The sequence below is a fragment of the Flectobacillus sp. BAB-3569 genome (genome assembly GCF_002270355.1).
GTDB lineage: Bacteria > Bacteroidota > Bacteroidia > Cytophagales > Spirosomataceae > Flectobacillus > Flectobacillus roseus.
Genome location: NZ_NJFZ01000017.1, coordinates 64060 through 79138, shown reverse-complemented (window position 1 = coordinate 79138; position 15079 = coordinate 64060). Strand labels below are relative to the sequence as shown.

Below are 15079 nucleotides of genomic sequence, written 5' to 3'. Positions count from 1 at the left end.
TTGAAAATATTTTATAGCACTATATTGATAAATAAAGTCAAAAATGAGAAGATGTTTATGGTATTCTGTCTTGACAATACTGTGTACGCTAAGCAGTATTTTTGCTTATGCGCAAGACAAATTAATTACAGGTCGCGTGACAGATGCTTCTGAGGAGGCGCTCCCAGGCGTGAGTATTTCAGTCAAAAACAAAAAGGCTGCCACTATCTCCGATGCCAAAGGTGAATACAAAATTAAGGCAAGTACTGGAGATATATTAGTGTTTAGTTCGGTAGGCTATGTAAAAGTCGAAAAAACAGTTTCTGCCGCAACTACCTTAAATGTAAGTTTGGTAGCAGACAACACTTCGTTAGAGGAGGTAGTTGTAGTAGGTTATGGAACAAGTCGCAAAAAAGATTTGACAGGTTCGGTAACGTCTATTACTTCCAAAGATTTTCAAACGGGCGCAATTACCACACCTGAACAGTTGATTTCTGGAAAAGTCCCTGGTGTTTCTATTATCTCCAATAGTGGTCAGCCAGGTGCTGGTAGTACCATCCGTATCCGTGGAGGTTCGTCTTTGAGTGCCAGTAATAATCCCTTGATTGTGATTGATGGTGTCCCATTAGAGGGCGAAGGAGGCATTGCGGGTGCGTCCAATCCTTTGAGTTTTATCAACCCTAATGATATCGAAACTTTTACGGTGTTGAAGGATGCCTCAGCAGCGGCAATTTATGGAACTCGTGCTTCGAATGGGGTTATTATTATTACTACTAAAAAAGGAAAAAGTGGAGCTTTACGCATTAATTTTTCTTCTGTAAACTCCTTCTCTACTGTTGCTAAGCAAGTTAGTGTTTTGAGTGCAGATCAGTTTCGTACTATCGTAAATGAAAAAGGAACAGTCGCTCAAAAAGCTCTATTAGGTACAGCTAATACGAACTGGCAAGATGTGATTTATCAGACCGCTCACATGACTGATAACAACCTGAGTATTGGTGGTGAGGTAGCAAAATTGCCTTATCGTGTTTCACTAGGATTTCAGACGCAAACTGGGGTTTTGAAGACTGATAAGTTACAACGTACCTCTTTGGCTTTCTCACTAAACCCAACCTTTTTTAACAATCATTTGAAGGTAGATTTAAGTTTGAAAGGCTCACTTCAAAAGTCAAGATTCGCAAATTTAGGTGCGATTGGTGCAGCTGTTAGCTTTGACCCAACGCAACCCGTTTATGCAACAGTAAACCCGCAACGTTTTGGAGGCTATTTTGAATGGCTAGACCCTAACTCGCCAACAGGTTTGATGAACTTGGCAGGACGCAACCCTCTCGGAATGTTGGAGCAACGTTATGATGAAGGTACGCCGCAGCGTAGTATCGGGAATATTCAGTTTGACTATAAATTCCATTTTCTTCCCGAACTACGTGCTAACCTCAACTTGGGTTATGATGTGTCTAAGGGCGAAGGTACGGTCTATGTATCCGATAGCTCAGCGATTGGCTATGTAGTAGGTGGCAAGGGTGGAACCAACAATATTTACAAACAAACCAAGCAAAATACCTTACTCGAATTTTATCTCAACTATGTCAAAGATTTACGCTTCCTCAAAAGTCGTGTAGATGTAATGGCTGGTTATTCTTACAATAATTACCTAACCACCAATTATAATTATGCTAGCTACACCGCTAGTGGCGAAAAGTACCCGAACACAGACCCCGCTTTTCCTTTTGACAAACCAGAAAATACCTTGATTTCATTTTTTGGTCGTGCTAACTATTCGGTCAACAACCGATATTTCTTGACAGCTACGCTTCGTCGTGATGGTTCGTCGAGGTTTGCACCTGCGAATCGTTGGGGTCTTTTTCCATCCATTGCCTTGGCTTGGGATTTGAAGGAAGAAGGAATTTTTGCAAAAAATGAAACACTTTCTACCCTAAAACTTCGTGCCAGTTATGGGGTTACGGGTCAGCAAGATGGTATCGGAAACTATGATTACTATTCTTATTATGCCTTAAGTGCGCCAAATGCTGCTTATCAGTTCGGCAATAGTTATTATCAGGGTTACCGCCCGGGAGGATTCTACGCGAATCGTAAATGGGAGGAAACCGCTTCGACCAACCTTGCTATTGATTACGGTTTTTGGGACGGTCGTGTAAAAGGTAGTGTTGATTTTTATGTAAAAAACACCAAGGATTTGTTGAATAATATTCCGCAACCTGCGGGGTCTAACTTCTCGGCGTTTATCGTTGCCAATGTCGGAAGTATGGAAAACAGAGGGGTGGAGTTTAGTGTGAGTACACAAATTATCCGTAAACGTGAGTTGACTTGGAATTTAGATTTTAATGCGACTTACAATGAAAACAAAATTACCAATCTTACTGTAGTACCTGGCGATCAAAATTATGTTGGTTTCCCTTCAGGCGGAATTGCTGGCGGAATTGGTGGACAGTTTGCTTTCATCAACTCAGTAGGGTATTCCCGTAATACTTTCTATTTGTACAAACAAGTGTATGATGCTAACGGAAAACCCTTAGAAGGTGTATTCGTAGACAGAAATAGTGATGGTGTTATCAACCAAGATGATTTGTACAGAGGAAAAAGTTCAGTGCCAAAAGTTTTCTTTGGTTTGAGTAGCTCACTCAATTATAAGCGTTGGAATTTGGGTGTTGTGATGCGCTCGTCGGTGGGTAATTATGTATACAATAACAACTATAGTCAAAGTGGTGTACAGAATCAAATTTTAGGGAATAATGTCCTTTACAATGCTTCAACGAACTATCTGACAACAGGATTCAAAGGAAACAGCCAGCAATTGTTGAGTGATTATTATATCCAAAATGCTTCATTTGTGAGAATGGACAATGCGAATTTGAGTTATGATTTAGGTAAAATCATGAAAAATAGCAATGTCAATTTACGTCTCAATGCCAGTGTTCAAAATGTATTTGTAATTACCAAATACACAGGGCTAGACCCAGAGGTGGCCTCGGGTATCGATAACAATCTGTATCCTCGTCCACGCACATTCTCTTTAGGTTTGAACTTTGATTTTTAATGACAACTCCATGAAAATTTCCTATATAAAAATAACTCTCGCAGCGTTTTTACTAAGTATTGGTACGTCCTGCACAAGCGATTTGGATTTATTGCCAACCAATGACATTACTTCCGAAACAGTTTATAAAACACCACAAGGATATAAACAAGGGCTTGCGAAAGTATATGCAGCTTTTGCTTTGACGGGTAATACAGGTGGCACGGGGAGCCCTGATATTCCTTCTCAAATTATTGCAGATGAAGGAAACTCCGATTTCTTACGCTTGTATTGGAATTTGCAGGAAATCACGACTGACGAAGCTGCTTGGACTTGGCAAAATGATGCTGGTGTAAAAGGGTTAAAAGAAATGTCTTGGTCGGCTATTAACCCTATTGTCAACGGATTGTATTATCGTTCGTTTTTTCAGATAACACTTTGTAACGACTTTATTCGTGAATCGTCGGATGCCAATTTAAGCAAAAGAGGTATTACTGGAACTGATGCCGACAATATCCGAAAATACCGTGCTGAAGCTCGCTTTATTCGTGCCTATCAATATTGGGTTTTGATGGATATGTTCGGAAATCCTCCTTTTGCTACAGAAAACGATGCGATAGGGACAACTATTCCAAAGCAAATTCAGCGTAAGGATTTATTCAATTATATCGAATCTGAGTTAAAAGCTATCGAAAACGATTTGATGGCACCGGGGCAAAACGAGTATCCACGTGCTGAAAAATCAGCGGCTTGGGCATTACTTTCTCGCTTGTATCTCAATGCAGAAGTGTACACAGGTACGCCAAAATACACTGACGCCATTACGTATTGCAATAAGTTGAGAGACGTGAATTATGGTTTGCATACCAATTACCGTGAATTGACCATAGCCGACAACCATTTGAATACCAAAGAAAATATTTTCATGATTGCCTACGATGGTACCAATACCCAAAACTGGGGTGGAACTACCTATTTGACGCATGGTCAAGCGGCTTTGCCGGGTGATTTATCAGGTACAAATGGCAACTGGGGAGGCTTGCGCCATTCACAAAACTTTGTGAGTTTGTTTGTTGACCCTTCTGGCAATACTGATACACGTGCTCAGTTTTACACGATTGGACAAAATAGAGATATGACTGATTTGTACACTGGAACAGATGGGTATTCTTCTTCAAAATACAGAAACAAGACTCGTTCAGGAGCCAAAGCACCTAATCAAGATTTGGCAGGAAACTTTGTGGATATAGATTTTCCACTTTTCCGTATGGGAGAAATCTATTTGACCTATGCTGAAGCGGTATTGCGTGGTGGAACGGGTGGCGATTTGAGTACGGCTTTGTCTTTGGTAAACCAATTACGCACACGTGCCTACAATGGTAAAACAACAGGGAATATCGTGTCCAATCAGTTGACTTTAGATTTTATCTTGGACGAAAGAGGTCGTGAATTGTACTATGAGGCACACCGAAGAACGGATTTAATTCGCTATAAAAAATTCACTACGGGAGCTTATCTCTGGGCTTGGAAGGGCGGTACTGCCAACGGTCGCTCGGTGGAGGATAAATACAATATCTTCCCTATTCCTGCCAACGACCTTTCTTCAAATCCGAATTTGGTTCAGAATAAAGGATACTAAGTAGTAGTGCTGAATGATGAGTTATGAATTGAGAATGTAAAATTAGTACCGTACGAAGGATTTCCAATAATTGCGGATTTGGGATTTTTGATTTCGGAAATTTTAGAATTTTAAAAACATGAGTCGAAAAAATTGATTCACTTCCGAAATCCAACATCCGATATCCGAAATGGATAATGACCTAGTTCGAGACTTGGTCTCGGACTAGCTTTTGTTTCAGTTTATAAACTGAATTAAAAAATAAGTCCAAGACTAAGTCTTGAACTAGTAATTATTTACCTGTTCAAAAAATCAATTTTGGTATTTCTAAATAGAAATTCAATGAAAAAAATCATACAATATCTCTGTTTGAGCTTGTTTTTGCAAAGTCTTGTGGCTTGTGAAAATGACGAAGTAAAAACCTATATGAGTGCTCAGACGCAAGCACCTAAATTGACCTCAACTCAAACCAGCTATGTGTTATCGGCCAATACAGCCAACGATAGTACTGTTTCTTTGACGTGGGCTCGTTCGGATTATGGTTTTAGTGCTGCCGCAAAATATACCTTGCAAATTGCCAAAGCAGGAACCAATTTTGCAGCGCCTAAAGAAGTGAGTTTGGGAAATGCAACCTCATTCAAATATACTACGGCAGATTTTAATCAACTGGCAATCTTACAAGGATTAAAACCTAATGCTGTAGGACAATTAGAAATTCGTGTAAAATCAAGTATTTCTGAATCTGTGGCAGATTTGTATTCAAATACATTAACCGTTTCGGTTACGCCATACATTGTCGTAATCAATTACCCATCGCTTTGGGTAGCAGGAGATTTTCAGGGCTGGAATCCAGCAACAGCACCAAAAATCTCCTCTAGGAATTCGAATGGTATATACGAAGGATACGTTTGGATATCGGGAGGTACTCGTCAATTTAAACTGACAAGTCAACCAGATTGGAATGGTATTGCTTATGGTTGGGTCAGTAGTACTGTGTCAGGAACAGATGTATCAGGTACAATGAGTTCTAACGGAGGAAACCTGTTTGTGCCAGGAGATGGTTATTTCTTAATCAAAGCAAATACCAACACGAATACTTGGAGTGCAACCAAAACAACTTGGTCAATTATTGGAGACGCTCCCGAGGGTTCAAATTGGTCAAACGATATTCCGATGCAGTTTGATGCGGCCAAAAATGTTTGGAAAGTAACTACAAAATTGAATGTCGGTAGTTTGAAATTTAGAGCCAATAGCGGTTGGACCATCAATTTGGGCGATACTGGTGCCGACTTGAGTCTTGAGTATGATGGAACAGATATTAAAATTCCGTCAAACTTAACTGGAACAAGAACTATTACCCTTGATTTGAAAGCTGGGAATTATACTTATACGATTGAATAGAAATAGTGTTTTAAGCAAAAGGCACAAGGTAAATAGTGTTAACTTGATTATTGGACAAAATAGTTCAAGACTTAGTCTTGGACTCATTTTTTCAACAGTTTAAAACTGTTTTTAAAAAATTCAGTGAAAAATTCTATGCACCTGAATAACACTTTCTCGTTTTGTCCAGTAATCAGAGTTTTAACATGTTTTTTAGTTACTATGGATATGTTCTTGCCGAAAACCCATTGCCGAAAGCCAAATAATTGAATTTTTTTTACGCACTAACTTATTAAAACAAATACTTAAACTCTCATGATGAATTTAAAACGACATTTTCATTTTTTGATGGCTTCGGTATTGCTCATTTCTTGTAGCAATAATTCGCCAGCTCCAGCCGAACCAGCGCCTGTTACGCCAGTGACATCTACTTTTGCCAAAGGTGCAGATATTAGTTGGATTACAGAAATGGAAGCCAAGGGAATCAAATTCTACAACGCTTCAGGTACTCAAATGGAAGGAATGGCTTTGATGAAGTCCTTGGGAATGAATACCATTCGTTTGAGAGTTTGGGTAAATCCATCGCCTTCCTATAACGATAAAGCCGATGTGGTGGCAAAGGCGATTCGTGCCAAAAATTTGGGAATGCGTATTATGATTGATTTTCATTATAGCGATAACTGGGCTGACCCTGGCAAACAAACCAAACCTGCGGCTTGGGCAAATATGGATTTGGCTGGACTAAAAACTGCTATTGCCAATCATACCACAGATGTACTAAATGAACTCAAAAAGAATAATGTTACACCAGAATGGGTGCAGGTAGGTAACGAAACCAACGATGGAATGCTTTGGCCAACGGGTCGTGCCTCGACGAATATGAGTGGTTTTGCTCAAATGATTAATGCTGGATACGATGCCGTTAAGGCGGTTTTCCCACAGGCAAAGGTGATTGTGCACTTAGCGAATGGTTATGATAACAGCCTATTTCGTTGGATGTTCGATGGCTTAAAATCAAACGGAGCGAAGTATGATGTCATTGGTATGTCTTTATACCCAACTTGGGCCAATTCGACTTGGCAGGTGGCCAATCAAAATTGTTTGAATAACATGAATGATATGGTTTCTCGCTACGGCAAGGAAGTGATGATTGTGGAAATTGGTATGCCTTGGGATCAGGCTACCGAATGTCAGGCGTTCATTAAGGATATTATTACAAAAACAAAATCTGTTTCTGGCTCGAAAGGCTTGGGCGTTTTGTATTGGGAACCACAGGCGTATAATAATTGGGTGGGTTATACTTTAGGGGCTTTTGATAATACTGGAAAACCTACGGTGGCGCTCAATTCGTTTGCTGACTAAATGCAATAGATTTGAAAATTTGAGGATTTGAAAATTTGGAAATGCGTATAGATATATATCCGCATTTCTCATTTTTATTAAACTATTTTATGCAAAAACTAAAAACTTATCTATTCAAACTGACTTTGGCATTGGCGATTGTCACTTTGATACAGAAACCTACTTTATCCCAAAACTCAAGAACAAAAACCAATTTTGATAAGGATTGGCGTTTTCATTTGGGACATTTTTCTAATCCTGATAAAGATTTTAATTATGGTTTAACCAACCTTTTTTATAAATCAGGTTCGGCTGTGAATACCGCTATCGACCCGAAGTTTGTAGATTCTTCATGGACGAAACTCAATTTACCTCATGACTGGGTGGTAGCCTTGCCATTTGTCAAATCCGAAGATGCGCATGTAGAGTCACATGGATTTAAGCCTGTTGGTGGTCAATTCCCTGAAACTTCCATTGGTTGGTATCGCAAGCATTTTAGTTTGACGCCAGCCGATTCGGGAAGTCGCTATTCTATTCAATTTGATGGCATTTATCGTGATGCCAATGTTTGGATTAATGGCTTTTATCTAGGAAATAACAAAAGTGGTTATTTGGGCGCTTCGTATGACATTACCGATTTTTTGAATTTTCATAAAGACAATGTTATAGTAGTCCGTGTAGACGCTTCGCAATACGAAGGTTGGTTCTATGAAGGTGCAGGTATTTATCGTCATGTATGGCTAAACCGCTATCAAAATGCTCATATTCAGGAAGATGGTATTTTTGCTTACTCTGAGATAACAGGCAATAAAGCCAATATAAAGGTAGAGACGACTTTCAAAAATGAAGATTATAAGTCTGACAACCTGACTATTACAAGTTATTTGTTGGATAGAAACGGAAAAGTGGTTGCCAAGTCTCCTGAGCAAGCATTTACCTTAAAAGCTCAAGAAGAAAAGACCGCTATTCAAGCTATCAGTACCGTTAATCCTCGTCTTTGGTCGTTAGAAGACCCATATTTGTACAAGATTAAAGTTGAATTGAAATCACAAGGTAAAGTAGTTGACCAACAACAGTTTAGATTTGGTATTCGTACTATTGATATCAAACCGAACGGCGTATTTGTGAATGGGAAACATGTGGAAATCTTGGGAACCAACAATCACCAAGACCATGCGGGAGTAGGTAGTGCTATGCCAGATTATTTGCAATATTACCGAATCGGTTTACTGAAAAATATGGGCTCAAATGCCTATCGTGCGAGTCACCATGCGCCAACTCCCGAATTGATAGAGGCTTGTGATAGTTTGGGAATGTTGTTGTTGGACGAACAACGATTATTGAATAGTGGAACAGAATATATGAATCAGTTTGAAAGACTGATAAAAAGAGATAGAAATCATGCTTCTGTATTTTTGTGGAGCATTGGTAACGAGGAGGGATGGATTCAGAAAAATACGGTTGGAAAAAGAATTGCTTTGACTTTATTAGCCAAACAAAAGCAACTAGACCCTACCCGCACTTCAACGTATGCCGCAGACTTAGCCAATCATTTTGCAGGCGTAAATGAAGTGATTCCTGTGCGTGGTTTCAACTACCGTCAGTTTGCGGTGGAAGATTATCACAAAGACCATCCAACTCAGCCGATTATCGGTACTGAAATGGGAAGTACCGTTACCACAAGAGGGATTTATGAAAAAGATACCATCAGAGGATACGTTCCCGACCAAGATATTACAGCACCTTGGTGGGCTAGTAAAGCCGAAGAATGGTGGAAGTTGGCTGCCAACAATGACTTTTGGTTAGGCGGTTTTATTTGGACAGGGTTTGATTATCGTGGCGAGCCAACGCCATATCGCTGGCCAAATGTCAACTCGCATTTTGGGATGATGGATGTCTGTGGTTTTCCGAAAAATCTCTATTATTACTATCAAAGTTGGTGGACAGACAAAGACGTGTTGCACATAGCACCGCATTGGAACTGGCAAGGAAAAGAAGGTCAACCGATTGATGTTTGGGTTAATAGCAATGCCGATGAGGTAGAACTATTCTTGAATGAAAAATCTTTAGGTAAAAAGGTGATGCCACGCAATGGGCATTTGAACTGGTCTGTGAATTATGCTGCTGGGAAATTGGAAGCCGTAGGTTGGAAAAAAGGTAGAAAGATTACAGCGAAAGTAGAAACTACAGGTTTGCCTTACGAAGTAGTGGTTACGCCATACAAAACCACGGCTATTGCTGATGGAAAAGATGTAAGCATTATCAATATTTCGGTAATAGACAAAGAAGGTCGTGAAGTGCCTAATGCCGATAATTTGATAAAGTTTAAGCTCAAAGGCGATGCAAAAATCATCGGTGTGGGTAATGGCGACCCAAGTAGTCATGAGCCAGACCAATGTTCTGAGGGAATGTGGCAACGTAGTTTATTTAATGGAAAATGTCAGGTAATTGTCCAAATGGGTGAAAATCCAAGTATGATTCAGTTTGAGGCATCGGCAACAGGCTTATATGCTGGTGGAACAGATATTTTGACCGTTTCTCCCGAAAAAATAGCACAAGTAAGTATCGACCCAACGTACCAACTTAAACCAGAAGCCAAAAAATCAGCAGCGATTGATAAAATGCTCGGAGCGGATATTTCTTTTTTACCAGAATTAGAAGCAAAAAATATCAAATTTTCCGACAAGGGTGTTGAGAAAGATGCCATCCAAATCTTGAAAGATCATGGTTTTAATTATGTTCGTTTGAGAATTTTCCATAATCCTGCCCAGCCAAAAGGCTATTCACCAACAACAGGGTTTTGTGATTTGGCTCATACCAAAGAAATGGTCAAACGTGCCAAAGCACTTGGGATGAAAGTATTATTGGATTTTCATTATTCAGATTATTGGGCTGACCCTGGCAAGCAGTTTAAGCCTTTGGCGTGGGAAGGGAAGAAATTTTCAGACCTCAAAAAATCTTTATATGATTACACGTATGAGGTGATGCAAGCCTTGAAGGCACAGGGAACTTTGCCCGATATGGTACAAGTAGGCAATGAAATCAATCATGGATTAGTTTGGCCAGAAGGTAGTTTTTCGAATACTGACCAATTGGCACAACTCATCAATGCAGGTACTGCGGCGGTGAAGGCGGTGGCTCCACAAACTATCATGATGTTACATGTAGCTTTGGGCGGACAAAATCATGAATCGGTTCAGTTTATTGATAATATGCTGGCACGTGGCGTTCATTTTGATGTGATTGGGGAATCTTATTATCCAAAATGGCATGGTACCATTGAGGATTTGCGAGACAATCTCAGTAACCTGATTGAGCGATACAACAAAGATGTTATCGTGGTAGAATACTCACAAATGAAAAATGAAGTCAATCAAGTGGCTTTTAATTTACCGAATGGCAAAGGCAAAGGAACTTGTATTTGGGAACCGCTCAATACTTGGGAGGCTATCTTTGAAAAAGATGGAAAAGCCAATTACCATTTGGCTACGTATGATGAAATAAGTAAGCAATTTTTATTGAAGTAATGATTTAACTTTGCACCCAAATCTTAAAACAACCAATTATGTTACTTCATCATATTGTTACGCCAGAATGGTGGGCTAAGTTTGAGGGATTATCCCATTACGAATCCGAAACATTAGCGCAAGAAACTTTTATTCATTTTTCTACCCCTGAACAGGTAGAAGGTACGCTAAATCGCTTTTTTGTGGGAGTTCCTCGCTTGATTTTACTACATATCAACCAAGATTTATTAGAAGCTGAATTAAAATTTGAATCAGCTGGTGATCATGGTGTATTTCCGCATCTTTATGGTAAATTAAATATGAGTGCAGTGACTCAGGTGGAGGTAATCCAGCCAGATACAGATGGTATTTGGAAAAGATAAGACTTGTAATTTTCTAATAAAAATAAAGTGCTTTAAAAATCCTGATACAATAACATGGTATGAGGTTTTTAAAGCACTTTATTTTTATGTAAGCTGATTACTAATGAAATTCTAATAAATTCCGACAAATCAATATCCTATTTTTGTATCTAACCTATCAAAAAGATACTCATTAAAACAATTGTAAAATTGAATTTTTCAAGGAAAAGAAATATTGTAAAAATCAAAAGACATCCCCTTGGGAAGGTGTTTTGGAATTATGTTAAGGAACTATATCTGCGCACTTTATCTACCAATAAATCCCTTAGAAAACAAACTTTCCAAATTATTCCTTATCTGATTGGAGCGCTAATTACGGGTGCGGTAGCTTTTCTGTATAGCCGTATTTTTAGTATCGCTGAACATTGGTCTATTCAACTTTTTGAGTATTCGCCGCTCAGTGTATTTTTGGTTACACCGCTTTCATTTGTTCTTTCTTGGTGGATTGCTCAGCATTTTGCGCCCTATACCAAAGGCAGTGGAATTCCGCAAGTGATGGCTGCATTGGAATTAGAAAAGCCAGAAGAAAAGTCAATGATTCGCTATTTTCTAGGGTTTAAGGTGATTTGGTGAAAATATTTTCAAGTGCAATCAAGGTGCTTGGAGGAGGAATTGTTGGGCGAGAAGGACCAACTATCCAAATAGGGAGTTCAATATTTCTAGAAATAAAAAGAGCCTTACCCAAATGGTGGATTAATATTTCGGAGAAAAACATGTTGATTGCTGGCGCTGCTTCAGGGCTTGCTTCGGCATTTAATACACCCTTAGGCGGAGTGATTTTTGCGATAGAAGAACTCTCAAAATTTCATATCAGATATTATAAAACGCCTCTTTTTATTACAGTAATTACTGCGGGTCTCACAGCTCAAGGATTAGGAGGTTCATATTTGTACTTAGGTACTCCCAAAACAGGATTTGATGGTTTGACAGTAATAGTGGGAATAATAGCAGTAGGAATTGTTGCAGGTTATTTAGGGAGTAAAATGTGTGTTTTGCTCTTGAAGTTCATGCAGTTTTTTGGTAGAATTTCTTCCATTCCTAAAAAAGTTTTTGCCATTGTTTTGTGTGGATTATGGGTTGCGACAACGATTTACTTTCTAGGCTTCGAGGCAATGGGCTCTGGCAAAGAAATCATGGAGCGGGTATTATTTACCAACTATAAATCTGTGGAATGGTATTTACCTTTAGTACGAATTGTAGGACTGATGACTTCTTTCGGATTTGGAGGAGCAGGAGGCGTTTTTGCACCGTCCTTAAGTGCAGGAGCTACCGTCGGTGCGTATGTTTCACAGCTATTGCATCTTACAGGTGGCAATGCCAATTTACTCATTCTGATTGGGATGACGGCATTTTTGACAGGTGTAACGCGTGCGCCATTCACCAGTGCAATCATTATTTTTGAAATGACAGATCGACATTCTATCATTTTCTTTTTATTGATAGGAGGCTTTATCGCCAACGTAATTGCGAATTTCGTTTCGTCACACTCGTTTTACGACCAACTAAAGGACTTGTATTTAAAAGATGTGGAAGAGAAGATAGAAGTTGAGAAAACGTAATAGGAGACAAGTTTTTGGCTGAGATAACCTAAATTAACCCACAACCCAAAAGTTTAACCAAGGGTTGTGGTTTTTTATTTGATTAATCAAACAAACTATTATTCTCTGCCTTCTTAATTTCTCGCTCTGCGTCTTCTGGGAGAATTAGACCTTCTTTTACCATTTCTTCGGCTGCTTTTTTGACTAATGAAACATAGTGTTCCAAGTTACCATATCTTTCTTCTAGTGATAGACGAGGGTCATTTTTGACCAATCTTTCAGCTTTAGTTTTGGCAAATGGCAGAAAATAGCCGTCTAATGGAGCTAAATTCCCTTCTCCATAGCCTTTGATTCTGAGTGCCCAGCCTGTGTAAGTGCCAAGTGGAACACGTCTTGTTAGGGTATGTAAGCCACCAATTTCATTGTTGTCTTGATCTACCGCAGGTACCAAAACCGTATAAACCTTATCTTTGATGAGTTTGGCTGGTTCGTGTACAATGCCTGTCATCCATTTTGCTTGAAATTCTTTACCAAAATCTCTCACTGTATAACCATCTACCAATCCTTTGAATGGGATATTGGGTAGCGTTTGCCAACCGATTTCGGTACTTTTAGCAAGCGTCTTGTCTGCCACTTTTGGATATTGGCTTGCTGGTGGGTTTTTGCCTTCCATCACCCATTGTTCGAGTGCCACATGCAATGCTCTCCATGAATCATTGAAAGAGTTAGTATTGTTAGACTGCCCAGTGATCTTATTGATGTTTTCGTTCGGGGCAGGGCCATGCTGTGTGCTGGCAAAATGATAGATTCTTACATTTTTAGGAATTTCCAAATCTGTTTTACCATATACATCTGTGGTACGTAAAGACATACGCATTTGCCAATATTCTGTGGAACTCAGGGTGTGCATAATTTTGGGTAAAAAGCCTTGTTTTGCACAGTTTTCAAGGATTCCGCCCGTGGTGCCCGAAAGCGGGTCGGTCGTGATATTCCATGTAAATGGGGCTTCATTGCCAGCAAATAGGATTTCTTCATGTTGTAAACCTGCACCTCCTGGGCGACCAAAACGGATGTTTACCGAAGTTTTACGAGTAGCCACATGAACGTTGAGTCCATCAAAAATAATCTGGTTTTTTTCGCTGGCATTAAATCCCAAATGAAGAAATGTTCTCAAAAAGTTACCACATTGTGAAACTCCAATGGCAACAGATTTTTTGACATATCCTGCCAATGGGTTTTGTACACTTTTATCGTATCGACAAAAATCGACAATATCTCTCGTAGCTGCTAATCCCAAGCCTAATACTAAGGGATTTTTAGCAGTATATTGAAATTCGTAAATATAATTTGGGTCAAAGCCTCCCTTCAAAGAAAGTTGGGTTGTGCTGGGCACACAGTCGCCTTTGCTACAATCACTAAATGACCATTCTGTCGATGGAATTTCGATTGGCTCATCTAATGGGTTAAATTTTCTGGTTAATCTTGCTGTCTTAGGATCTAAACTGGCAGTTTCATAAGGCTGATGGAATTGTCCTGTAAAAGTTGTGCCACTCAAAGGAACAGTTGGCGTAGGATCATTCACCACAAATTCAGTATGAAGTCTGCCCATAATTGTTTTGCCGTTTTGAGTTGCCACGGGAACTTTAATTTTGAGCTTATTGTCGCCATACAAATCTCCTTGCCAGCCTCCCCAAAGGAACACATAGCCGCGCTTCATAAGAGTGGTGTCGGGTCCATACGCATTGCCTCGGTTAGGAACATTGTAAAAGAGTAAACCATTAGATTTGCTCATGTCTACGGGTTTCAACATTACAAACTCAGTGACATATTCCACCATTCCACGGCTGTTGCGAGGGGCAAGCGTGATGTCTTGAATGATTTTGTTGTGCGCCTCAAAAGGATTTACTTCACCATAAGCCAAACCTGTAATTCTCACAAAAGCACCTACGTTGCCAAATACGCGACCGTTTTGATACGATTCTTGTTTGAGAATTTCAATTTTAGTGATTTTTGCAGAAACAGAGTAATTGCCAATAGTCCACAAGAATAGAATGAATAGGGTAATTTTTTTCATAAAAAATTGGTTGAAGGGGAATTGATTTTGGTACAGATAAGAGTATTTAGCTAGAAATATAATTAGCAATATTACTACATACTCATGCTTAAATGGCTACAAATATAGAGGCTGTTTCAATATATTCGTTACAGATGAATAAATTCACCCGTTAAATGGAATCACTGTACAGTGAGTCTTCAAACTGTGA

The 15079-nt window shown here is 39.4% G+C and carries 9 protein-coding genes; 8 read left to right on the top strand and 1 reads right to left on the bottom strand.

Features of this window, described 5'->3' with window-relative positions; genetic code table 11:
* Window positions 1–43 precede the first annotated feature (43 nt).
* From BWI92_RS16320 to BWI92_RS16285, 8 genes are all read left to right on the top strand, one after another.
* Window positions 44–3031, top strand: a complete 2988-nt coding sequence (locus BWI92_RS16320) for a TonB-dependent receptor (protein WP_095164397.1) — start codon at window positions 44–46, stop codon at window positions 3029–3031.
* Between the two features lie 10 nt (window positions 3032–3041).
* Window positions 3042–4649, top strand: a complete 1608-nt coding sequence (locus BWI92_RS16315; protein ID WP_095164395.1) for a RagB/SusD family nutrient uptake outer membrane protein — start codon at window positions 3042–3044, stop codon at window positions 4647–4649.
* Between the two features lie 321 nt (window positions 4650–4970).
* Complete coding sequence (locus tag BWI92_RS16310; protein WP_095164393.1) at window positions 4971–6029, top strand: SusE domain-containing protein; 1059 nt, start codon at window positions 4971–4973, stop codon at window positions 6027–6029.
* A gap of 294 nt (window positions 6030–6323) precedes the next feature.
* Entirely contained in the window at window positions 6324–7370 is a 1047-nt protein-coding gene (locus tag BWI92_RS16305) for a glycosyl hydrolase 53 family protein (protein ID WP_095164391.1), read from the top strand.
* 89 nt (window positions 7371–7459) lie between these two features.
* On the top strand, window positions 7460–10876 hold the full coding sequence (gene galA, locus BWI92_RS16300; RefSeq protein ID WP_095164389.1) for a beta-galactosidase GalA: 3417 nt from the start codon (window positions 7460–7462) through the stop codon (window positions 10874–10876).
* Between the two features lie 38 nt (window positions 10877–10914).
* Complete coding sequence (locus tag BWI92_RS16295; protein ID WP_229363213.1) at window positions 10915–11238, top strand: DUF952 domain-containing protein; 324 nt, start codon at window positions 10915–10917, stop codon at window positions 11236–11238.
* Window positions 11239–11427: 189 nt separating this feature from the next.
* Window positions 11428–11850, top strand: a complete 423-nt coding sequence (locus BWI92_RS16290; protein WP_095164385.1) for a hypothetical protein — start codon at window positions 11428–11430, stop codon at window positions 11848–11850.
* A complete protein-coding gene (locus tag BWI92_RS16285; protein WP_176464454.1) occupies window positions 11847–12836 on the top strand; it encodes a chloride channel protein in 990 nt (329 codons plus the stop codon). Before BWI92_RS16290 ends, BWI92_RS16285 begins: the two co-directional genes overlap by 4 nt.
* Before the next feature lie 82 nt (window positions 12837–12918).
* On the opposite strand, the gene BWI92_RS16280 is transcribed toward BWI92_RS16285, so the two are convergent.
* Window positions 12919–14889, bottom strand: a complete 1971-nt coding sequence (locus tag BWI92_RS16280; protein ID WP_095164381.1) for an alpha/beta hydrolase domain-containing protein — start codon at window positions 14887–14889, stop codon at window positions 12919–12921.
* Window positions 14890–15079: the final 190 nt, after the last annotated feature.